The organism is Hymenobacter gummosus (assembly GCF_003970915.1).
In the GTDB taxonomy this organism is placed as follows: domain Bacteria; phylum Bacteroidota; class Bacteroidia; order Cytophagales; family Hymenobacteraceae; genus Solirubrum; species Solirubrum gummosum.
In genome coordinates this window covers 190288-211933 of the sequence record NZ_RXOF01000008.1, presented here as the reverse complement: position 1 = coordinate 211933, position 21646 = coordinate 190288, and the positions used below count along the sequence as shown (strand labels likewise).

14 protein-coding genes are annotated in these 21646 nt (G+C 67.2%); 4 read left to right on the top strand and 10 right to left on the bottom strand.

The features are described from left to right. The first annotated feature begins 41 nt into the window (after nt 1-41). From EJV47_RS15365 to EJV47_RS15350, 4 genes are all read left to right on the top strand, one after another. Complete coding sequence (locus tag EJV47_RS15365; protein ID WP_126694043.1) at nt 42-1307, top strand: class I SAM-dependent methyltransferase; 1266 nt, start codon at nt 42-44, stop codon at nt 1305-1307. After that, the gene (locus tag EJV47_RS15360) at nt 1273-2655 is read left to right on the top strand and encodes a DUF4910 domain-containing protein (RefSeq protein WP_207895908.1); all 1383 of its coding nucleotides are present in this window, start codon (nt 1273-1275) and stop codon (nt 2653-2655) included. The genes EJV47_RS15365 and EJV47_RS15360 overlap by 35 nt, the downstream gene beginning before the upstream one ends. 166 nt (nt 2656-2821) lie before the next feature. Continuing rightward, a complete protein-coding gene (locus tag EJV47_RS15355; RefSeq protein WP_207895907.1) occupies nt 2822-3763 on the top strand; it encodes a phytanoyl-CoA dioxygenase family protein in 942 nt (313 codons plus the stop codon). A 213-nt stretch (nt 3764-3976) separates the two neighbouring features. Beyond that, nucleotides 3977-5350, top strand: a complete 1374-nt coding sequence (locus tag EJV47_RS15350; protein ID WP_126694042.1) for a glutamate-1-semialdehyde 2,1-aminomutase — start codon at nt 3977-3979, stop codon at nt 5348-5350. A 346-nt stretch (nt 5351-5696) separates the two neighbouring features. Here EJV47_RS15350 and EJV47_RS15345 read toward each other — a convergent pair whose 3' ends face one another. The 10 genes from EJV47_RS15345 to EJV47_RS15300 all read right to left on the bottom strand — a co-directional run bounded on the left by EJV47_RS15345 (nt 5697) and on the right by EJV47_RS15300 (nt 21578). Then, nucleotides 5697-6227: an REP-associated tyrosine transposase gene (locus tag EJV47_RS15345; protein WP_126694041.1), complete on the bottom strand. Its 531-nt coding sequence runs from the start codon at nt 6225-6227 to the stop codon at nt 5697-5699. Between the two features lie 316 nt (nt 6228-6543). Then, nucleotides 6544-7833: a UDP-glucose dehydrogenase family protein gene (locus EJV47_RS15340; protein ID WP_126694040.1), complete on the bottom strand. Its 1290-nt coding sequence runs from the start codon at nt 7831-7833 to the stop codon at nt 6544-6546. After that, nucleotides 7830-8939, bottom strand: coding sequence for an NAD-dependent epimerase/dehydratase family protein (locus tag EJV47_RS15335; RefSeq protein WP_126694039.1), 1110 nt, complete (start codon nt 8937-8939; stop codon nt 7830-7832). Before EJV47_RS15335 ends, EJV47_RS15340 begins: the two co-directional genes overlap by 4 nt. Before the next feature lie 295 nt (nt 8940-9234). Further along, nucleotides 9235-10596, bottom strand: coding sequence for an NAD(P)H-dependent oxidoreductase (locus EJV47_RS15330; protein ID WP_126694038.1), 1362 nt, complete (start codon nt 10594-10596; stop codon nt 9235-9237). A gap of 133 nt (nt 10597-10729) precedes the next feature. After that, complete coding sequence (locus EJV47_RS15325) at nt 10730-12664, bottom strand: glycosyltransferase family 2 protein (protein WP_165903781.1); 1935 nt, start codon at nt 12662-12664, stop codon at nt 10730-10732. Nucleotides 12665-12783: 119 nt separating this feature from the next. Then, entirely contained in the window at nt 12784-14025 is a 1242-nt protein-coding gene (locus tag EJV47_RS15320; RefSeq protein WP_126694036.1) for a glycosyltransferase family 61 protein, read from the bottom strand. Between the two features lie 38 nt (nt 14026-14063). Then, on the bottom strand, nt 14064-15026 hold the full coding sequence (locus tag EJV47_RS15315) for a GDP-L-fucose synthase family protein (RefSeq protein WP_126694035.1): 963 nt from the start codon (nt 15024-15026) through the stop codon (nt 14064-14066). A gap of 129 nt (nt 15027-15155) precedes the next feature. Then, on the bottom strand, nt 15156-16268 hold the full coding sequence (gene gmd / locus EJV47_RS15310; RefSeq protein WP_126694034.1) for a GDP-mannose 4,6-dehydratase: 1113 nt from the start codon (nt 16266-16268) through the stop codon (nt 15156-15158). Between the two features lie 486 nt (nt 16269-16754). After that, the gene (locus EJV47_RS15305; RefSeq protein ID WP_165903780.1) at nt 16755-19715 is read right to left on the bottom strand and encodes an Ig-like domain-containing protein; all 2961 of its coding nucleotides are present in this window, start codon (nt 19713-19715) and stop codon (nt 16755-16757) included. Between the two features lie 693 nt (nt 19716-20408). Continuing rightward, complete coding sequence (locus tag EJV47_RS15300; protein ID WP_126694032.1) at nt 20409-21578, bottom strand: hypothetical protein; 1170 nt, start codon at nt 21576-21578, stop codon at nt 20409-20411. Nucleotides 21579-21646: the final 68 nt, after the last annotated feature.

The window sequence follows — 21646 nt, the reverse complement described above, 5'->3', positions numbered from 1 at the left end:
CCTATTCATTTATCCGCCTCCTTTCTGACCCCCAACGCGCCATGAACTGCCGTCACTGCGGAACCGAGCTGCACCACGTGTTTGCCGACCTGGGCCACTGCCCGCCCTCCAACGCCATGCTCACGGCCAGCCAGCTGGAAGAGCCCGAGTTGAACTACCCGCTCAAAACCTACGTCTGCGACAACTGCTGGCTGGTGCAGATTGGCGAGGTGAAAAAGGCCGTCGAGATTTTCGGGGCCGAGTACACCTACTTCTCCTCGTACTCCACCTCCTGGCTGGAGCACGCCCGCCGCTACGTGGAGATGATGATGGACCGCTTTGGCTACACCGAGGACTCCCTGGTGATGGAGGCGGCCAGCAACGACGGCTACCTGCTGCAGTACTTCCACCAGCGCGGCGTGCCCGTGCTCGGCATCGACCCCACGGCCAACACCGCCCGCATTGCCGCCGGCAAGGGCGTGCGCACCCGCGTCGACTTCTTCACCACCCAGCTGGCCCGCGAGCTGGCCGCCGACGGGCAGAAGGCCGACCTGCTGATCTGCAACAACGTGCTGGCCCACGTGCCCGACATGAACGACTTCGTGCAGGGCATGCAGCTGGTGCTCAAGCCCGGCGGCGTGGCCACCCTGGAATTTCCGCACCTGCTGAACTTGGTGGCCGAGTGCCAGTTCGATACCATCTACCACGAGCATTTCAGCTACCTCTCGCTCAGCACCGTGGCCCGCGTCTTCGCCGCCCAGGGCCTCACCGTGTTCGACGTGCAGGAGCTGCCCACCCACGGCGGGTCGTTGCGCGTGTTTGCCCGCCACTCCGCCGACCGCTCGAAGCCCGTCAGCGACGCCGTGCGCGAGCTGCTGGCCCGGGAGCGGGCCGCCGGGATGCTCACGCTGGAGTACTACCAGGATTTCCAGCCCCGCGTCGATACGGTGCGGGCCGAGTTTCTGGAGTTCCTCTTGGAGCAGCGTCGCGCCGGCAAGAAGGTGGTGGGCTACGGGGCCGCCGCCAAGGGCAACACCCTTATCAACTACTGCGGCATCCAGGGCACCAACCTCATGCCGCTGGTGGTCGACGCCTCGCCCTACAAGCAGGGCAAGTACCTGCCGGGCAGCCATATTCCGGTGTTGTCGCCCGAGGCCATCCGCGAGGAGCGGCCCGATTTCGTGGTCATCCTGCCCTGGAACATCCGCCAGGAAGTGTCCGAAAACCTGCGCTTCATTCATGATTGGGGCGGGCAGTTCGTCGTGGCCATTCCCAGCCTGGAAACCTTCAGCTATGCCGGTAGCCCCGCCCACGTGGCACTCACCTGAGGTAGCGGCCGTGCTGCCCGAGCTGGCCCCGGCCGAGCGGCCCGGCCAGGCCATGCACGCGCTGCTGCGCGAGCTGTACCCCCTGTGCCGGAGCATCACCGGCGAGGGCGTGCGCGAGACGCTGCGCGTGCTCGGCCGGTACCTGCCGCCCGGCCTGCAGGTGCGCGAGGTGCCCAGCGGCTCGGCCGTGCTCGACTGGACCGTGCCGCCCGAGTGGAACATCCGCGACGCCTACATCAAGGACCAGCAGGGCCGCCGGGTGGTCGACTTCCGGCGGCTGAACCTGCACGTGGTGGGCTATAGCCAGCCCCTGCCCCGGCAGTGGCTGAGCCGGGCGGCGCTGGATGCGCACCTGCACTCCTTGCCCGCGCAGCCCGCGCTGACGCCCTACCGCACCAGCTACTACCAGCCCGCCTGGGGCTTCTGCCTGCCGCACCAGCTGCGCGAGCAGCTCCGCGACGAGCAGTACGAAGTCTGCATCGACGCCACGCTCGACGCGGCCGGCTCGCTCACCTACGGGCAGCTGGTGCTGCCGGGCGACACGGACGAGGAAGTGCTCTTCAGCTGCCACATCTGCCACCCCTCGCTGGCCAACGACAACCTCGCCGGGGTGGTGGTAGCCACCTGGTTGGCCCGCTGGCTGGCCGCGCGGCCCCGGCGGCGCTACACCTACCGCTTCGTGTTCGTGCCGGGCACCATCGGCGCTATCTGCTGGCTGCACGAGCACCGCGAAACCGTAGTGCCGCGCATCCGCCACGGGCTGGTGTTGAGCCTGCTCGGCGGGCCGGGCGAATTCACCTACAAACGCTCCCGGCAGGGTGCGGCGGCCATCGACCGGGTAGTGGCCCAGGTGCTGCGCCAGGCCGCGCCGGAGGCCCATCAGCTGCGCGAGTTCACCCCCTACGGCTACGACGAACGGCAGTACTGCTCGCCGGGCTTCAACCTGCCGGTGGGCTGCCTCACCCGCACGCCCTTCGCCGAATTCCCGGAGTACCACACCTCGGCCGACAACCCCGGCCTGGTGCGGCCCCGGCAGCTGGCCGCCTCGCTGCGGCTGCTGCGCCAGATCTGCCGCGCCCTGGAGCAGCACGACCGGCGTTACCTGAACCGGCAGCCCTACGGGGAGCCGCAGCTGGGCCGCCGCGGCCTCTACGGCGGCCTGAAGGGCACCGGCAACCCTAAGCAGGCCGAAATGGCCCTGCTCTGGATCCTTAACCTGGCCGACGGGCAGCACGATGTGCTGGCTATGGCCGAGCGCAGCGGCATGAGCTTTGCCGCCCTGCGCCGGGCCATTCGCAGCCTGCGCCGGGCCGAGCTGCTGGCTCCGGTGCCGCCGCCCCGGGAATAGAATCATCAACTGCCGGCTGCGGCCAGCCTTGCTGGAAGTCTTGGCAGCCATCAGCCGGATGGCTGCGCCGCCCCGCCCGGGGGCGCTGGTTTGCTTATTTTCTCGCGTCTGGTGTCCGCAATGGGTGGGGAGCAGGGGTGGGGCCACACTTCAACCTGCTACTGCTATGAATACCGTGTACTACGCCGCTCAAGTCACGGACGACGAGCGTCGCGCTCAGTTGTTCAACGGCCAGATCTTCGTTTATCCGGCCCTGCCCGGGGCTACGGCCCTGGTCAACTTCGCCCGGCAGCTCATCGAGGAGGCCTTCGGGGAGCTGGACCCCGAAACGGCCCAGAACCAACTGCCACCCGCCGCCTACGAGGGCATTCTGAACTCGTTCAAGCCGGTGTTCATCAACCACGGCCGCTCCAAGAAGCTGGTGCGCCAGCTGCTCATCGAGGCCGGCTGCGACCCGGAGAAAACCTACTTCGACGTGCCGCGCATGCGCACGGCCACCAGCAACCGCTACCTCACCCGGGGCATTGCCTACGCCTTCGAGCCCCACCGCGACACCTGGTTTTCGGGCCCGCTGGCGCAGATCAACTGGTGGTTTCCCATCTACGAGCACTACCCCGGCAACGGCATGGCCTTCCACCCCAACTACTGGGCGCAGGCCATTCGCAACGGCTCGGCGGGCTACAACTGCCACGAGTGGTACGCCGAGGGCCGCCGCATTGCGGCCGCGCCCGGCACGCCCGACCGGCGTCAGCGCCCCCAGCCCCAGGAGCCGCTGATGCTGGAGCCGCAGCTGCGCCTGCTCTGCCCAGCCGGCAGCATGGCCGTTTTTTCGGCCGCGCACCTGCACTCCACCGTGCCCAACTGGACCGGCAAAACCCGCTTCAGCATCGACTTCCGCACCGTCAACATCGACGACCTGCGGGCCCACCGCGGGGCGCCCAATTACGACTCGGCCTGCACCGGTACCACCCTGGCCGACTACTACCGCGTGTCGGACCTGGCTCCGCTGCCGGCCGAGCTGATAGCCGAATACGAAAACGGCACCCCACTGCTGCCCGCCCCCGAAGCCCCCGCCTGGACCGCCGCGCCGACGGTGGAGAAGGTGTGATTGAACGACTTAATCTTGAACGTCATGTCGAGCGAAGTCGAGACATCTCGCGTGCTGACTCCTGATAGTAGCCTCAACAATGAAATTACTATCCGGCGGGATGTCTCGACTTCGCTCGACATGACGGCCTGAATACCTCAACGCCCTCCCGACCTTCCGACTGCCGCGTCCGGCGCAGCTTCCCGATTCTCCACCAATCCACCACCAACGCCCATGGATCCCCTGCTGACTTCTGCGCCCCCGGCCACCGCGGCGCCGCCGTCCTTCGCCCACACGCCCCGCCGCTTCGATGCGTCGGTGGCGCTGGGGCCGCGCTTTCACCAGCTGATTCCCGGCGGGGCCCACACCTACGCCAAGGGCGACGACCAGTGGGCCGAACACATGGCGCCCTACCTGGTGCGCGGCCAGGGCTGCCACGTCTGGGATGTCGACGGCAACCAGTTCGTGGAGTACAACGCGGGGCTGCGCTCCGTCACGCTCGGCCACGCCTACCCGGCGGTGGTGCGCGCCGCCCAGCGGCAGATGGAGCTGGGCACCAACTTCGGCCGGCCCGCCGTGCTGGAGCTGGAGCTGGCCGAGGAGTTTCTCGACTTCACCGGGGCCGGCGACATGGTCAAGTTCGCCAAGAACGGCTCCGACGTGACCAGTGCCGCCGTGAAGCTGGCCCGCGCCTACACCGGCCGCGACTTGGTAGCCATCTGCCACGACCACCCCTTCTTCTCCGTCGACGACTGGTTTATCGGCAGCACCCCGCTGCAGGCCGGCGTGCCCCGGGCCGTGCAGCAGCTCACCGTGAGCTTCCGCTACAACGACCTGGGCAGCCTCCAGGTGCTGGTCGACCAGTACCCCGGGCAGCTGGCCTGCGTGGTGATGGAAGTGGAGAAGGATACCCCGCCGGCCGAGGGCTTCCTGCCGGGCGTGCAGGCCCTGTGCCGGCGCGAGGGCATCGTGCTCATCTTCGACGAAATCATCACGGGCCTGCGTTGGCACAACCGCGGCGCCCAGGGCCTGCACGGCGTGCAGCCCGACCTCTCCACCTGGGGCAAGGCCCTCGGCAACGGCTTCAGCATCGCGGCCCTGGCCGGGCGGCGCGAGCTGATGGAGCGCGGCGGCCTGCAGCACCCCCACGAGCGGGTGTTCCTGCTCTCGACCACCTATGGCTCGGAAAGCCACGCCCTGGCCGCCGCCCGCGCCGTGCTGCACACCTACCGCACCGAGCCGGTGGTGGAGCAGCTGCACGCCCACGGCGAGCGGCTGGCCCGCGGTATGAACCAGGCCATCCAAGCCCACGGCCTGCAGCCCTACGTGCAGGTGCTCGGCCGCCCGTGCTGCCTCACCTTCGCCACCCGCGACGGGCAGGGGCAGCCCTCCCAGGCCCTGCGCGCCCTGTTTCTGCAGGAAATGACGCGCCGCGGCGTGCTCTGCCCCAGCTTCGTGACCAACTACTCCCTCACCGACGCCATTGTGGACGAAACCGTGGCCAGCATCTACGAGGCCCTGGCCATCTACCGCCGCGCCCTCGACGAAGGCGTGGGCCGCTACCTCGAAGGCCGCCCGCTCAAGGTGGTGTACCGCCGCTACAACTAACCCGCTCTTGCGCGGCCCGCGGCTCCCCGGTGGCCGCCCGCCGCGCGCCCGTGTACCGGGCGAGAAACTGAAAGGTGGAGCAGTTTCCGTTCAGGTGCCGCGCCGTCGGTCCCGCCAGGGGCCGGCGGCGTTGTTATTTGGAGGCGGTTTGTGCGGTGCCGCAGTCACGCGGCGTAGCCGCGCGACGCCTATATGGCTCGGCTGTGCCGAGCGCGGGGCCGCGCCACATGAGCGTCGTTGTTCTGGCGGCGCGGGCGGGTGCTCGGCACAGCCGAGCCACATAGGCGTCGCGCGGCAATAGCCGAGCGAGTGCGGGCGTCCAGTGCGGTGGGTGGGGACAGCGGGCTTACAGCGGCAGCGTCTGCAGCGGGCCACTGGGACAGGCGCTGCTGAGCGGGTAGTGCTCGGGGGCCGTGACCAGGCCGGCCGCCACGGTGTTGTTGTGGACGTAATCCAGTTTCTGGCGCGTGACGGCGGGCGTCCAGAGCGGGACGGGGTGGGTGGTCTTCTGCCAGAACATGTACTGCTCGTTCTGGCGGTAGGGGCGGGCGTAGTAGGCAAACAGGCGCATCATCCACTCGCGGCGGCTTTCCTGCTCGTTGTCGGCAATGCAGTGCAACAGCTCACGGGCAGTGTGGGCTTTCATATCGCGCAGCACGTCGCTGAGCCGGCCCTCGGTGCGGGCCGCAATCAGGTGTACGTGGCTGCTCATGATGCAGTAGGCGTACAGCTCCAGCCCCTTGCGCTGCTGACAGTAGCGCAGGCTATCCACCAGGATATCCACGTAGCGCGGGCGGATGAACACATCGACCCAGCCGACGACGGTAAGCGTGAGGAAGAAGAAGCCACCGGGATAGGTTTTGCGCAGTTCGGACATGGATAAGGAAATGAATAGGTAAAGGCTAAATGTAGCTATTCGCTTAGCCTCTTACAAAAGACGCGGCTGCACTCGCTCGGCTATTGCCGAGTGAGACCTACGTAGCTCGGCTGTGCCGAGCACCCGCCCGCGCCGCCTGAACGAGCTGGCCATACGGCGCGGCCCCGCGCTCGGCACAGCCGAGCTACGTAGTCGTCACGCGGCGTAGCCGCGCGACTGCGTAGCTCGGCTGCGTCTCTGCGGCCGCGGCTACGCCTAAAACCAACAAAGCCCGCCCCCAAGTGGGAGCGGGCTTTGCGTTTGTGTTGGGGCAGGGTCAGCGCGCCAGGGGTACCGGCGGGGCGGGGGCGCGCAGGTCGGAGAGGGCGTAGCGGAAATCGAACAGGGGGCGGGTGCTTAGCAGCGCGTGCTGCTGCCGGAACTCGGGCCAGCCGGTGAGTAGCACCAGGTCGTCGGCGCGCTCCACCAGCTCGGGCAGGGAGTCGGCGTAGGCAATGGGCAGGCGAGTTTCGCGGGCGAAGACCTCGTTGGCCATGGGGTCGTAGGCCACGATGCGGGTGTAGCCGCGCTGCATGAGCTTCTCGATGATGGCCCGGCTGGGGCTCAGGCGCACGTCGTCGGAGCCGCTCTTGAAGGAGAGGCCCAGGATGCCCAGGCGGTGGGTAGGCGGCACCTGCCGGGTAAGCTTGTCGACCACGAAGTCCTTGATGTCCTCGTTGATCTGCAGGTTGGCCGGCAGCAGGCGCGGCTCGTAGCCGTGGGCCTGGGCAATGCGGTGCAGGGCGGCCGTGTCCTTGGGCAGGCAGTAGCCCCCGTAGCCGCAGCCGGGGAACACGTAGCTGGCCATGGGGGCCGGGGCGCCGGTCCAGCGCCGGTCTTGGTGCAGCAGGCGGAAGGCCGCCGGCACGTCGATGCCGCCGATGTGCTCGGCAATCATGGCCATTTCGTTGGAGAAGCTCACCAGCGTCGAGAGCAAGGTGTTCGAGAGGTACTTCACGAACTCGGCCGTGCTGAAATCCACGAAGTGCACCGGGGCGTTGAAGGGCAGATACAGCTCGCCGAGCACCTGCTTGGCCTCCTCGTCCTGCATGCCCACCACCACGCGGTCGGGCTGCATGAAGTCCTCCCAGGCGTGGCCCTCGCGCAGAAACTCCGGGTTCGAAGCCAGCCCGATGCGCCGCTCGTACCGGCCGGCCAGCTCGGCCACGAAGGGCTGCACCTGTCCGGCCACCGTGGAGGGCGGCACCGTCGACTTCACCACCAGCACCTTGTAGGCCGCGTCGCTGACTTCAAACACCGCGCGCACGGCCTCGAGCAGGTAGGTCAGGTCGGCGTGGCCGTCGGGCAGGCCGGGCGTGCCCACGCAGATGATGACGGCCCGGCTGTCGTTCACGGCCTCCTGCAAAGAGGCGTCCACCACGAAGTTGTGGCCCAGCTCCTCGCGCAGCGCGTCTTCCAGGTGGGGCTCGTAGAAGGGCACCTCGTAGCGGCGGATGCTTTCCACCCGCGCCCGGTCCACGTCGATGCCGTAGACCTTAAAGCCTTTTTTGCTGAAGCCCAGGGCGGTGGTCAGTCCCACGAAGCCCAATCCGAGTACCGTAATCATAGCGCCGCGACGGGAAGGGAAGCGTGGAGAAACTGCAGGTAGCGCCGCACGCCGGCGGCCACGTCCACCGCCGGGGCGTAGCCCAGCTCCCGGCGGGCCTTGGTCAGGTCGGGGCAGCGGCGGTTGGGGTTGTCGGTGAGGTACTGCTTGTCGGCGGAGGTCTGGAATGAGATACGGCCCTGGTAGCCGAATACCTCGCGCCCGGCCTGGGTAAACAGCTCCGCGTACTCCCGCACCGACAGCTCCGGCTGGTCCTGCCCGATGTTGTACACCCCGAACTCGCCGTGGAGCAGCACCTTGAGGTAGCCGCTGATGGCGTCGGAGATGTAGCAGAAGGTGCGGGTAGGCGAGCCGTCGGAGAGGATTTCCAGGTCGCGGCCCTCCACCACGGCCTTAGCGAAGTCGGCCGGCAGGCGCTTGTCGTTCAGGTTCATGCCCGGGCCGTAGTTGTTGAAGGGCCGGGCAATGCCGATGGGCATGCCATACTTCTGGGCAAACAGGTAGCAGAGCGTCTCGCCGAAGCGCTTGGCCTCGTCGTAGCAGGCCCGCGGGCCGATGGTGGCCACGTTGCCGCGGTAGTCCTCGGGGGTCGGAATGCGGTCGGGCGCCGGGTCACCGTAAATCTCGCTGCTGGAAAAAAACAAAAAGCCGCGCAGGGGCCGCCCGGCGTAGAAATCAAGCAGGCGGCGCAGGCCGGTAATATTGGCGTCGACCGTCTCCAGGGGGTAGATGCGGTAGTACGTGGGCGAAGCAATGGAGGCCAGGTGAATTACCAGGTCGGCCTCGGCCGCCCCGGGCACCTCGGCCACCGAGTCGGTAATGACGTTGAACTCGCGCAGCCCGATGAGGTCGGGGTGGCGCCGGGTCAGCTCGTCGAGCCAGTCCTTGGTGCCGGTGAGGAAGTTTTCCAGCCCGATGAGGCGGCGCAGGCCCAGCTCCTGGGCGTACTCGGCGAAGAAGTGCAGGAAGAAGTAGCCCAGAAAGCCGCCGCAGCCGGTCAGCAGAATGGTGCTGCCCTGCAGCTTGGCGCGCTCGGCGGCCGTGAGCGTGGCGTACACGGCGGCCAGGTCTTCGCGCAGGACGGGGTTGGTGGTTGATGCTTCCATTGGTGGAGGTTGCCGCGCCCCCGGCTCTCGGGTTTCCGTTGGCAAGCGGAGAAGGCCGGATGATGCGGGCGTTAGAAGTTGGAGGTTGGGTCAACTTGGCTCGGTCTGGCCGCAGTCGCGCGGCTGTGCCGCGTGACGACTACTTGTGAGGGGCTGTGCCCCGAATCCGGCCGGGCGGCCTCGTTCAGGCGGCGCGGGCGGGTGCTCGGCACAGCCGAGCCACGTAGGCCTCACTCGGCAATAGCCGAGCGAGTGCGGCAGTGCGGCTGGGCGGCAATGCGGCGCGGGCGGCGAATCAGACCAGCGCGGCGGCGGTATCGGCCGGTACTGTGGGGGCCGGCGGGTAGGCGGCGGCGGCCAGCTCCAGGTGCGGGAAGAAGCGGGCAAACTGCTCGCGCCAGAGCCGCTGCACCAGGTTGTCGGGCGGCAGCGTGACGTCGTCGAAGGTGAGCGGGGTGTCGCGGGGCACGGCGCGGCGCAGGGTGCAGCCCTCGGCCAGGCCCACGGGCAGCAGGTTTTCGCGGCGGGCGGTTTCGGCGTTTTCGCACTGCCCGTAGGTGTCGTAGCCGCCCAGCCCGTCGAGGGTGTGGCCGGCCGCCAGGGGCGTTTTGGTGAGGGTAATGACTTCCACCACCGGGCCGGCCAGCGGGGCCATGGTCACGTCCTGCAAAAGCACGAGGCGGGCAATGGAGTGCGGAATTTCGGCGTAGATGAGGTGGTAGGGCTGGTAAAACGAGTACAGCGGCCCCGGGCCCAGCTTGCCGTAGGCCAGGTAGTGCCTGGATTTCGGGTCGTCGGTGGTGGCGTACACGAACACGCCCGGCCCCGGCTTGGGCCCCACCACGTAGTCGACGATGCCGCCCAGGCGCTTCAGCTCCTCGATGTCGTACCAGGAGGTCATGTCGTCCACGTGGCCGTCGGGGTTGCGGTGGCCGATCATGCCGCGCCGGGCCACGCCCATGCCGGTGGCGTTGGCCACGCAGGCCTGCTCGATGCTGATTTTGGTGCCGTCGGCAAAGCAGGTCACCATTTCGGGCGTCAGGTGCCACTGCGCGGCAAAGGCGGCCTGGGTGGTGGGGTTGCGGTAGTAGTCCTGTAGCCCCTTGATGTTGCCGCAGAGCAGCGGCGTGAGGCCCATGCCCTTCACGAACCGAAACAAATCCATAATACAGCCGGGCTGGTCGCCGGAGGAGCCGCTGAGCAGCACCCCGGCCTGGTCGGCGTACACCTTCAGCAGCGGGCCCACGGTGGCGTCCAGCTCGGGGCTGAACAAGAGCACGTTGCGCTTCCACTCGATGGCCTTCATGATCAGCTCGGCCGAGAAATGGATGGTGCCGGTGCACTCCACCAGCACATCCAGCCCTTCCACTTCGCAGAGCAGCTCGGCCCGGTCCGTCACGGCCAGCCCGCCGGCGTCGAGGCAGGCCTGCAGCGAAGCCAGGTCGAAACACTCGGTGGCGGTGTGGCCGGTGTACGCGTAGGCCTGGTGGGCCTTGCTGAGGGTGCGGTTGGCCACGACGCTGACCTCCATGCCGGGGGTGTAGCGCATGATCTGGTTGACCATGCCCTGGGCCATTTCGCCCGCGCCCCACAGCCCGACGCGGATGGGCTTGCCGGCCCGCTCCCGGGCTTCCAGCAGGTTGTCGATGATTATCATACTCGGTACGGAAGGCAGGCCGGAGCCTTGGTGGAAGATTGGGGCAGGCGGGCGGGGTGGGCGGCAGGCGGAAACGGGGCGGAGGAGAGAAGAAGCGGCGGCCGAACAGCTGCGCAGTGCTGCGCGGGGCCGCTCAGCTGGCGGGCAGCTGGTGCGGCGGCGCGGGCAGCCACTCCGAGCCCAGCAGCCAGAGCGTGAGGCCCAGGCGGGCGGGCAGCCAGCGCAGCGGCACCGCGAGGTGCTGCAACTCGGGCAGCTCGAAGAGACGCAGCACCTGCCGGGCGGCGGGCAGGTCGCGCTGGCGCAGGGCGCGGTACACCCCGGCCAGGATGAACTGGTGCAGAAACTTGCTCTGGGCCTGCTCCAGCTGCTCAAACGGCAGCAGCCCGAGCCGCTCGGCCTTGCCAAACAGCCGCAGCAGCAGCCCGATGCCGGTTTCGTTGAAGAAGCTGGTGGTTTCCGCGTCGGGGTGGATGGTGTAGGCGGCGGTGCGCGCGGGCACGCACTGCAGGCCGTGGCGGGCAAACAGACGCATCCACAGGTCGGTGTCGTCGGAGCCCTGCTGGGCGGGGTCGAGGCCCAGCGTGAGGCAGGCGCGGCGCTCGGCCACCAGGGCCGGAATGCGCACCAGCGAGGAGTTGGTCAGCACGGCCTGCAGGGCTTCGGCGGGCGGCAGGTAGCCCGCCCGCGGCACCGGCTGCCGGCGCAGCACCCGCCCGCCCACGTCCACGATGTCGACGCCGAACAGGTAGGCGGCCTGGGGCTTGGGGTCGTGGCGCAGGGTCTGCAGGATGCGCTGCAGGCCGCCGGGCAGCAGGTAGTCGTCGTCGTGCAGCATGAGCACGTAGCGGCCCCGGGCGCGGCGCAGGCAGGCCTGCCAGTTGGTGGTGGAGTTGCCGCCGGGCGCGTTGTGGTAGTAGCGCACCTGGGCGGCGGGCTGCCGGCGCAGGGCGTAGCGGGCCACCAGCGGGTTGCGCCAGTCGTCCCGGGGCGAGTTGTCGGATACCAGCAGCTCCACCTCCGCCGGCAGCGGCCCCACGGAGCGCAGGGCCCGGGCCAGCAGCTCGGGGCGGCGGTAGGTGGGCACGCAGATGCTCAGCAGCGGCTCGGGGGCCGGGGCGCCCAGGGCCGGCTGCCAGCCGCGGCGGGCCCGCGCCTGCACCAGCCAGCGGCTGGCCAGCACGGCCCGGCGGTGCTGCCACACGTAGCGGTAGGCTCGCAGGGAGCTGGGCTCCCGCAGCAGCAGGTAGGTGAAGATGGCCAGCTGCCGGGGCAGGGCGCGCAGCCAGGTGCGCCAGGCCCGGCCGGCGGGGGCGTTTTTGAGGAGCAGCAGCAGCTGGTTTTTCACCGCGTCGGCCTTGATGGCCCCGGCCAGGCGCTGGCGCAGGGCCAGGTTGCCGGGGCGGAACACCCGCGGGTGCAGGGCCCGGCAGCCGGGCTCAAACCAGGTGCGCCAGCCGTAGAGCTGCCCGCGCCAGGCCACGTCCCAGTCTTCCTTGTGGGCGAAGAACCGCTCGTCGAAAAACTGCCCTTCCACCCGCAAGTCGTCGATGTAGCGGCGGCGCAGCAGGGGCAGGGCCCCGTCGGCGCCGTCCACGTAGCCGGGCTGCAGGTCCACGGTGCTCAGGGGCCGGGTGTACAGGCGCAGGCAGTAGCGGCCGTCGGGCAGGGCCTGCATGCCGGCCGAGTCGATGCGCGGGTCGGCGTCGTGGCTTTGCAGCAGCAGCCCGCACACCACCCCGATGCGCGCGTCCCGGCGCATGGCCTGCAGGGCGCGGGCCAGGTAGTCGGGCGCCAGCTCCACGTCGGGGTTGACGAGCAGCACAAACTCGGTGCGGGTGCGGTCGAGGGCGTAGTTGTGCCCGCCGCAGAAGCCGGTGTTGGCGCTGAGGCGGTAGAGCTGAATGCGGGCGTCCCGGGCGGCCACGGCGGCCACGCGGGCGCAGGTGTCGTCGGCCGAGGCGTTGTCGGTAACCCACACCGTGAAGTCGGTGTAGGTCTGCGCCAGCAACGAGGCCAGGCAGGCTTCGATGCTGGCGGCGCTGTTCCAGGTGACGATGGACAGCAAAACGGAAGGCGTAGGGGCTACCATGACGAGGCGGAAGTCAGGCGTCGGAAAAAGCGGCTGCGGGTGGCGCCGGGCCGCGGCGGTAGGGGCAGGCAGGGGCCGCCGAAGCCAAGCCGAAGTCAGGCCGGCACGGCGGGCTGGCCGAAAAGCTGCGCGAGGTGCTGGTGCAGCGCGTCCAGGTCCACGGTCAGGTCTTCGCGGCGGGCGTCGCCGAGGCTGGTGGCGGCCTGCGGATGCGGGCACACCAGCCAGTCGTAGCGCAGGCCGAGGCGGTAAGCCAGCTCCATAAAGTCGGGCACCACGAAGCCCTGGGGCAGCAGCTCCAGCAAGCAGGTGCCGGGGGCGCAGAAAGTCAGGTTGCTCAGCCCGGCGCCCACCGGGGCAATGATGGCCCGGGCGCCGGCAAACAAGGTCACCTTTTCGGCGAAGGAGAGCTGGCTGAGCACGTAGGTGCGGAAACCGTAGGGTCGCAGCAGCTCCTCCACGGCGGCCTCGTTCACCACGTGCCGGGCCTCGGCGTCGCGGCGGCTGATGTACACGTAGGGGCTGTACTGGTGGGCCGCTACCAGGGCCGGGTCGGGCGGCAGGAAGCTGCGGCGCAGAAAGTCACAGGCCCAGGCGGGCGTGTGGGCCCCGGTGCCGCGCACCGGCGAAGTCACCAGCAGCCGCTCGGCCCGCAGGTGGCGGTGCGTGGTCACGTCGATGAGCTGCTCGGGCCGGATGCCCAGGGCCGCCATTGTCTGCTGTACAAAGCGCCAGTTGCGGTTGTACACCAGGAAGTAATCGACCTCCCCGAGCAGCCCGGCCGCCTGCAGCAAATGCAGCCGCGGCACCGAGTCAATCAGCCAGTGGTAGTAGTTGCCGATGGCCGCCCCGCCGCCCGCGAGCAGGCTGCAGACCGTGCCGGCTACGGGCACCGGCTCCAGGAAGTAGGCCTGCCGGAAGATGTTGTTGTCCTCGGGCCGGATGGTTTCCCAGGTTTTATTGGTGTACTGAAACGAGGCGTCGCCCACCAGCCGGTCGTCGGCCGCAATGACGGCCACGGAGTCGTTGTTGTCGGCGTACAGGCGGCCCTGCTGCAGCTCCAGCACGAAGGCCGCCGGCACCTGCTCGGTGCGCGGGGGCTTGCTGTGCAGGTGTCCGCCGTAGGCCGAGGCCGCCTCGAAAAACGCCGCCGGAATGTCGGTGTGCGAGGTGTGGGCCGCCACCACCTCGTAGTAGGTGGCGGCGGCTTTGGGTACCTCGGCCAAGTCCCGGCTGCGGGCGTGAATGCCCACCGGGCGGTAGTGCAGGTTGTGGGGCAGCCACTCGCGCAGCAGGCGGCCGGCGCGGCGCTGGGCTCTTTCCAGTAGCTGGTGCATGAGCAAGGCGGGAACAGAGGGTGGAGACTCGCCCGGCCTCAGGCGGCCAGCAGCGGCTCGGGCTGCGGGGCGACGACGCGGCGCCACTCGGCGTCGGCAATGGTGCGGGCCAGGCCCTCGCGCAGGCTGATCTGGTGGCGCCAGCCCAGGCCGTGCAGGCGGCTCACGTCGAGCAGCTTGCGCATGGTGCCGTCGGGCTTGCCCGAGTCGAAGGTGACCTCGCCGCGGAAGTCGGTCAGCTCGGCCAGCAGGGTGGCCAGCTCCCGAATGGTGAGGTCTTCGCCGGTGCCCACGTTCACCGGCTCGCGGCCGTCGTAGTGCAGCATCAGGTGCAGGCAGGCGTCGGCCAGGTCGTCCACGTGCAGGAACTCGCGGCGCGGCCCGCCGGTGCCCCACACGGCCACCTGCGGCAGGCTCAGGGCGGCGGCTTCGCTGAACTTGCGCAGCAACGCGGCCATCACGTGCGAGTTCTGCAGGTCGTAGTTGTCGTGCGGGCCGTAGAGGTTGGTGGGCATCACCGTGATGAAGTTGCAGCCGTGCTGGTCGCGGTAGGCCTCGCACATCTTCAGCCCGGCAATTTTGGAAATGGCGTAGGGCTCGTTGGTGGGCTCCAGCTGCCCGGTCAGCAGGTACTCCTCGCGGATGGGCTGCGGGGCCAGCTTGGGGTAGATGCAGGACGAGCCCAAATACAGCAGCTTCTTCACGCCGTGGCGGTAGGCCTGGTCGAGCACGTTGCCCTCAATCATGAGGTTGTCGTACAGAAAATCGGCGCGGTAGGTGTTGTTGGCGTAGATGCCGCCCACCTTGGCGGCGGCCAGCAGCACGTACTCCGGCTTTTCCTTGGCGAAGAAGTAAGCCACGGCCGGCTGGTCGCGCAGGTCCAGCTCCTTGGACGTGCGGGTAACGATGTTCGTGTAGCCGGCCTGGCGCAGGCGGCGCACAAAAGCCGAGCCCACCATGCCGCGGTGGCCCGCCACGTAGATTTTGGCGTTGAGGTCCATGAGGTTAGGGTATGAGGGTAAGATGGCAAGAGGGTGTGAGTCTGGCAGGGGCGGGAGGGTATGGTGGTAGAGGTTTAGGAGTTTTTATTCGGTTGACTCCTACCCTCATACCCTCTTACCCTCACACCCTTATTCATAGTAGTTGAGCACGCGGTGGCCGGCTTCGCGCAGCACGGCGTCGCGGCGGAACAAATCCAGGTCGGCCTGCACCATGTCCTGCACCAGGGCCGGCAGGTCGTACTGCGGCGTCCAGCCCAGCTTGGTCTGGGCCTTCGTAGGGTCGCCGATGAGCAGCTCCACCTCGGTGGGCCGGTAGTAGGTGGGGTCAACGGCCACTACTTCCTTGCCCAGCGGCAGCTGAAACTCGGGGTTGTGGCAGGCCACCACGTGGCCGGTTTCGTCGGCGCCCTCCCCGAAGAAGGTCAGCTCTACGCCCATTTCGGCGAAGGCCATACGCACGAAGTCCCTGACGGTGGTGGTAATGCCGGTGGCAATGACGAAGTCCTCCGGCGCGTCCTGCTGCAGGATGCGCCACATGGCTTCCACGTAGTCCTTGGCGTGGCCCCAGTCGCGGCGGGCGTCCAGGTTGCCGAGGTAAATCTTGTCCTGCAGGCCCAGGGCAATGCGGGCCGCCCCGCGGGTGATTTTGCGGGTCACGAACGTCTCGCCGCGCAGCGGGCTTTCGTGGTTGAAGAGGATGCCGTTGCAGGCGTACATGCCGTAGGCCTCGCGGTAGTTCACCGTAATCCAGTAGCCGTAGAGCTTGGCTACGGCGTAGGGCGAGCGGGGATAGAACGGCGTCGTTTCGCGCTGCGGCACTTCCTGCACCAGCCCGTACAGCTCCGAGGTGCTGGCCTGGTAGATGCGCGTCTTCTGCGTGAGGCCCAGGATGCGCACCGCCTCCAGCAGGCGCAGGGTGCCGATGCCGTCCACGTCGGCCACGTACTCGGGCGTGTCGAACGACACCTTCACGTGCGACATGGCGCCCAGGTTGTAAATCTCGTCGGGCTGCACTTCCTGCACGATGCGGATCAGGTTGGTGGAGTCCGTCAGGTCGCCGTAGTGCAGCTTAAAGCGCACGTCCGACTCGTGCGGGTCCTGGTAGAGGTGGTCGATGCGGTCGGTGTTGAAGAGGGACGAGCGGCGCTTGATGCCGTGAACCTCGTAGCCTTTGCTGAGCAGCAGCTCGGCCAGGTAAGCTCCGTCCTGGCCGGTGATGCCGGTAATGAGGGCGCGTTTCATGGGCAAGTCAGTAAATGGTGGTGGACTGCTAAAAAGCTCATGTAGAACTTTGCCAGCAAATAATTGTATTTAGTTTGGTAATAGCAATGCGTTATATGAGAAAAGTTATTTTAAAAAAATAAAAAGTGATATATGACGAGGCTAAACACAAAAAAGCCCAGTCCGGTACGGACTGGGCACAGGCCCTACGTCGGTATTTGACGCCCGCCGCAGCGGTAGCGCGGGCTAAAGCCCGCGGCCCGTGGGGCAGCATTGCGGAAACTACCTACTTCACCGCTAGGCTGCATAGCTTCGGTGCCACCCGCAAGGCTAGCAAAGTCAGCCCTACGTGAAGCATACGCCTCAAGGGCCGGCGCCTACCCCCCGCGCCTGCCACGCGGGCTAAAGCCCGCGCTACAACTACAGCCGCCCACCAACAGACAACGCCCGACCAAGGGCCGGGCGTTGTCGCGGTGGAATCAGAATGCTTTAAGCGGCAGGCGAGGCTTACTGGACGCGGTAGATTTCCAGGCCCGACACGTTCAGGTAGCCGCCGGTGCTCTGCAGCGTAATCTGCCCGTTGGTCACCGTCACGCGCACCGGGGTGGTCTTGCGCCAGGTGCCGGCCGAGCCGGTGCTGTAGTTGGTCAGTACGGCCTGGCCGTTCACCGTGGCGCTTACCGTTTCAGCGGCGTTGTCCTCGAACACGTAGTAGGCCACTTCGTAGGTGCCGTTCGGCACGCTCTGCACGCTCAGGTTCAGGTTCAGGCCCCAGATGAAGGAGCGCAGCATGCTGGTGCGGTTGGCGTCGGTGGCCGGGTTCGGGTTGACCGTCGAGGCCACCAGCTTGCCGCCGTTCGTGCTGATGTTGCGGGCCGTCGTGCCGGCTTCGAAGGCCACGCCGTCGATGGTGGTGGCGGCCCCGTTCAGGTTCACGGCCCGGTACAGGGTGCGCGTCGGCGTGGTCGGGGTCGTGGTGGTCGTGTTGTGCTTCCACACTTCCAGGCCCGAGAGGTTGGGGTGCCCGCCCGTGGTCGACAGGGCGATGGTGCCGTTCGTGACCGTTACCTGGTAGGGGCCCACCCGCTGCCAGCTGCCGGCCGCGCCGGTGTTTACGTTAGCCTGCACCGTGGCGCCGTTCACAACGATGTTGGCCGTTTCCGGGGCGTTGTCTTCCCACAGGTAGGCGTACACCGAGTAGGTGCCGGCCGGCACGCCCGAGAGCGAAGCGCCGACCGTATTGCCGCCCACGGCGTCGGTCAGCATGCTGGTGCGGTTGGCATCAGCGGCGGGGCTCAGGGTGGTGTTGCGGTTGTTGAACACCATGCCCGTCAGCGTCACGCCGGTGGCGGTGCCCGCCTCCCAGTTGTTGCCGTCGATGCTCAGGGCCGAGCCCCCCACGTTGATGCCGCGGTAGAACGTGGCGTTGGCCGGAGCCGGCAGCGAGGTGGTCGGAGCCGTCGGGGCGGCATTCACCGTAACCGATACGGCCGTCGAGGTGGTCGTGGCAGCGGCGTTGTCGGTAGCCTTGGCCGTCAGCGAGAGGGTGCCGGTGGCCGAGGGCGTGTAGCTCAGCGAATAAGGGGCCGAGGTGTCTTCGCCGATTTTGGTCGTGCCGTTGAAGAACTCCACTTTGCTGACCGTCCCGTCGGCGTCAGCGGCCGTGGCCGTCAGCGTCAGGGCGGTGTTCACCGTCACCGAAGTGGCCGAAGAGGCCAGGCTCACGGTCGGGGCCTGGTTGGCCGGGGCCGCGTTCTGCTTCCAGATTTCGATGCCCGAGAGGTTGGCGTCGCCGCCCGAGGTGGCGATGCTGATGCTGCCGTTGGTCACGTTGGCCGTGAAGGGACCCACGCGCTGCCAGCTGCCGGCCGCGCCGCTGTTGAAGCCGGCGCGAACCGTCTGGCCCTGCACCGAGATGTCGAAGGTTTCGGGCGAGTTGTCCTCCCACAGGTAGAGGTACACGCCGTAGGTGCCGTTGCTCACCCCGCCGATGCTGGCCGTCACGTTGCGGCTGTACACGAAGGAGCGAATCATGTCGGCGCGGGCGGCCTCGGTGTTCGGGCTGATGCCCACCGTCGGGGCCGACAGGGCCGTGCCGTTCACGGTTACGTTGGCGGCGCCGCTGGCAGCTTCCCAGGCGTTGCCGTCCAGGGTTACGGCCGCGCCGTTCACGTTGATACCGCGGAAGAAGGTGTAGCCGCTCGGGCCGCTCATCGGCGTGCTGCCGGTGTTGCCGCTGCCCGTGCTGGGGGTAGTCGGCGTCGTCGGCGTGGTCGGGGTCGTGGGGGTGGTCGGCGTGGTGGTGGTGCCCGTCGAGGTGCCCGAGCCGCCTACGCCCAGGGTGATGCCGTTCTGCGCGAGCTTCTGGGTCCAGAGCGTAAACTCGTTCTGCTCGGTTTGCACCGTGATGGGGTTCGGCAGGTGGGTGTTGTTCGGGCAGTTGGCGCAGGCACCCGAGCTCAGGTCGTGGCGGTCCTGGTAGGGCGAGGAGTAGCCCCACTTGATGAAGCCGATGGTGTTGTTGTCAACGGAGTTGTTGTACATCACCGAGCTCGGCTGCTGGTAGGCGTTGAAGATGGCCGTAGCCGCGTAGGTACCGTTGAGGCGGCGCCCGTCGGGCAGCATGGCGCTGGTAATCATCCGGTTGTTGTAGAAGCGGATGTCGTGGCCGGCGGCAATGTTCATGGCCGCGTTGCAGGTCGAGATGAACTGGTTGTTGTAGGCCTGAATGAAGGCCGCCGTGGTCGAGGCCGACGACCCGTCGCCGTCGGTGGTGAAGCCGGTGCCCGAGAAAACCGGGTCGGTAGCGGGCAGCGGGTAGGCGCCCTGCACGTAGTTGTCGTGCACGCGGGCCGGCGAGGAGCTGGTGCCGCCCGAGTTGTAGAAGTTGATGTTGTCTTCCACCGAGCTAACGTCGGGCTCGTTAATCACCTGGTTCCAGGCAATTTCGATGTTGCCCACGTTGCGCACCGTGTTCAGGCCCACGAAGTTCGACATGGTGAAGCCCCCGTTGCGGTGGCGCCCGTCGATGTTCTTCACCTTGTTGCGCAGGATGGTCACCGTCTGCGAGGGCGAGCCGTCGCCGCTCCACTGGTAGATGGTGAAGCCCGTGGTGTGCTCCAGGTAGTTGCTGGTCACGTTCAGGTTGCGGGCGCTGGAGGCGGCCAGGAAGCGGCCCCGGCCGCGGCCGTCCTGCGAGGGAGTCAGGCCATAGGCCTGGTTGTTGCGAATGGTCAGGTTCGCGGCGCCGTTGTTGGCCCAGATGATGTCACCGGCACCCGCCAGGATGCTGTTTTCGATGATGACCGGGTCGGCGGTTTCGATGCGGATTACCGGCGTGTTAGAGTCGGTGCTACGGTAGTTACCGGAGTAAGTACCGCCGCGGGTGATGGTCAGCGGCCCGTTGTAAGTAACGTTCGGCGCCTGGGCCAGGGCCGGCGCGGGGCGCAGACCAAGAACGAAGAGCACGAACGCCAGCATGGGCAGAAAGCGTGCACCAGAGGATTGGCTGGGGCGGGAAACAGTCCGCGGCAGGATTCCAGAGGTTTTTTGCATTCTGATTTGGTTTAGAGAAGAATCTCTATTGTTGAATGTTACCCCCTAACCCGAGACAAATTCAATTTCGTTCCCGGGCGTCAGGTGGTTTTTGTGCTATTGCTTGTTTTAGCCCCGTAGTCCAGCTTTTTCGCCCTGAAAATTTACTTCTGACCCGGCCGTATCACCGTGGGGGCCGGCTCATGCGTTGAGCGCGGGGCATCCCGTGGCGGGGCAGAAAGCAAATGATTAAGCGGTTATTCGGCTGAATTTCAAGATTGAGCGTCCAACTAGCACCTTCCCAACTTCATCAGGCGTTGCCCTAGTGACAACCGCCTCGCTCAGTTCCCTGCGTGCCGGCTTTGGATTCGGCCACCGCGGCCAAAAGCCCGGCGCAGCAAAGAATCTTGACTGATAGACTAAGAATAGTCATAATTCAGTACCAGGTGTTCGATACAAATGTATAAAAAAACGTTTTGGTCAAGCCACGTAGGGTTATTTTTTTTATTGCACTATTTTTATTTACAATGGTAGTCATATATTCAAAAATCCCCTTGCTGGGCCGCAGAGCGCGACAACCGGCAAGGGGATTAAAATGAGGGGGTTAAGAAAAAAAATGCGCGGACCTCAGTAAGCGTCGGCTACCAACGGCGCAACCTGGACTCTTCGGGCCTGCTTCTGCTGCCAGAGCAGCCACTCCTGCCGCTCCGAGTCCAGGGTTATCGGGTTGGGCAAATGCTCGTTATCTGTGCAGGGCTGGCAGTTCTCGTGGCTCAGGTCGTGGCGGTCGGGCAGCGGAATGCGGTAGCCGGGCTTGGCGTAGCCAATCACGTTGTGGTCGACGCGGTGGGCAAAAAACACCGTGGCGGGCTTGTTGTAGGCGTTGAACACGGCCGTGGCGGCGTAGGTGGTCGGCAGCGGGCGGCCATCGGGCAGGCGGCTGCTGGTCACCAGGCGGTTGTGGTGGTAGCGGATGTGGTGGCCGGCGGCAATGTTCATGGCCGCGTTGCAAGTGGAGACGAACTGGTTCTGGTAGGCCTCCACGTAGGCCGTGGTGGTCAGGGCCGAGCTGCCGTCGCCGTCGGTGGTCATGCCCGTGCCCGAAAACTTGGTGCTGGCAGCGGGGTAGGGGTAGGCGCCCTGCACGTAGTTGTCGTGCACGCGAATGGGGCTGGCGGGCGTGCCGGAGGAATTGTAGAGGTTGATGTTGTCCTCCACCATCGACTCGTCGGGGCGGCTTATTACCTCGTTCCAGGCTATTTCGATGCCGGCCACCCCGCGCACCTGGTTCAGCCCCACGAAGCTCACCGTCAGCCCGCCCCCGTCGCGGTAGCGCCCGTCGATGTTGCGCACCCGGTTGCCGAGCACCTTCAGCGTCTGCCGGGGCGAACCGTCACCGCTCCATTTGTACACGTAAATGCCGCTGGTTTGCTCTAGCAGGCACTGCTCCACGCGCACCGAGCGGGCTTCACTGACCGTCAGAAAGCGGCCCCGGGGCGTCTGGTCCTTGGTGGGCGGCAGGCCCCGGCCCACGCAGCGCCGGATGGTCAGCCGGGCGCCGGCCAGCTGGCACTCCACCAGGGTGCCCGCGCCCTCGAACACGCACGAATCCAGCACGACGGGCTCGGTGGTGGCAATGCGCACGCAGGGCCGGCCCGAATCGAGGCTGCGGAAGGTGCCCGAGTACGTGCCCCCGCGCCGGATGACCAGCGTGGCCGCCGAAGGCCCCTGGTCGGAGCGGGTGGCCGGCAGCACCAGGCAAGCCGCCAGCATGAGCGTCACGAGCAAGCGCAGCATAAAGAAAGGGTGGGTTCGTGGACGAATCGGCGGCGGAGCGGGCGGCGGATGGTAATCAGCGGGGCATG

Coding starts and splice junctions, on each gene's coding strand:
- EJV47_RS15365 (WP_126694043.1), top strand. CDS start 42: ATGAACTGCCGTCACTGCGGAACCGAGCTGCACCACGTGTTTGCCGAC.
- EJV47_RS15360 (WP_207895908.1), top strand. CDS start 1,273: ATGCCGGTAGCCCCGCCCACGTGGCACTCACCTGAGGTAGCGGCCGTG.
- EJV47_RS15355 (WP_207895907.1), top strand. CDS start 2,822: ATGAATACCGTGTACTACGCCGCTCAAGTCACGGACGACGAGCGTCGC.
- EJV47_RS15350 (WP_126694042.1), top strand. CDS start 3,977: ATGGATCCCCTGCTGACTTCTGCGCCCCCGGCCACCGCGGCGCCGCCG.
- EJV47_RS15345 (WP_126694041.1), bottom strand. CDS start 6,227: ATGTCCGAACTGCGCAAAACCTATCCCGGTGGCTTCTTCTTCCTCACG.
- EJV47_RS15340 (WP_126694040.1), bottom strand. CDS start 7,833: ATGATTACGGTACTCGGATTGGGCTTCGTGGGACTGACCACCGCCCTG.
- EJV47_RS15335 (WP_126694039.1), bottom strand. CDS start 8,939: ATGGAAGCATCAACCACCAACCCCGTCCTGCGCGAAGACCTGGCCGCC.
- EJV47_RS15330 (WP_126694038.1), bottom strand. CDS start 10,596: ATGATAATCATCGACAACCTGCTGGAAGCCCGGGAGCGGGCCGGCAAG.
- EJV47_RS15320 (WP_126694036.1), bottom strand. CDS start 14,025: ATGCACCAGCTACTGGAAAGAGCCCAGCGCCGCGCCGGCCGCCTGCTG.
- EJV47_RS15315 (WP_126694035.1), bottom strand. CDS start 15,026: ATGGACCTCAACGCCAAAATCTACGTGGCGGGCCACCGCGGCATGGTG.
- gmd (WP_126694034.1), bottom strand. CDS start 16,268: ATGAAACGCGCCCTCATTACCGGCATCACCGGCCAGGACGGAGCTTAC.
- EJV47_RS15300 (WP_126694032.1), bottom strand. CDS start 21,578: ATGCTGCGCTTGCTCGTGACGCTCATGCTGGCGGCTTGCCTGGTGCTG.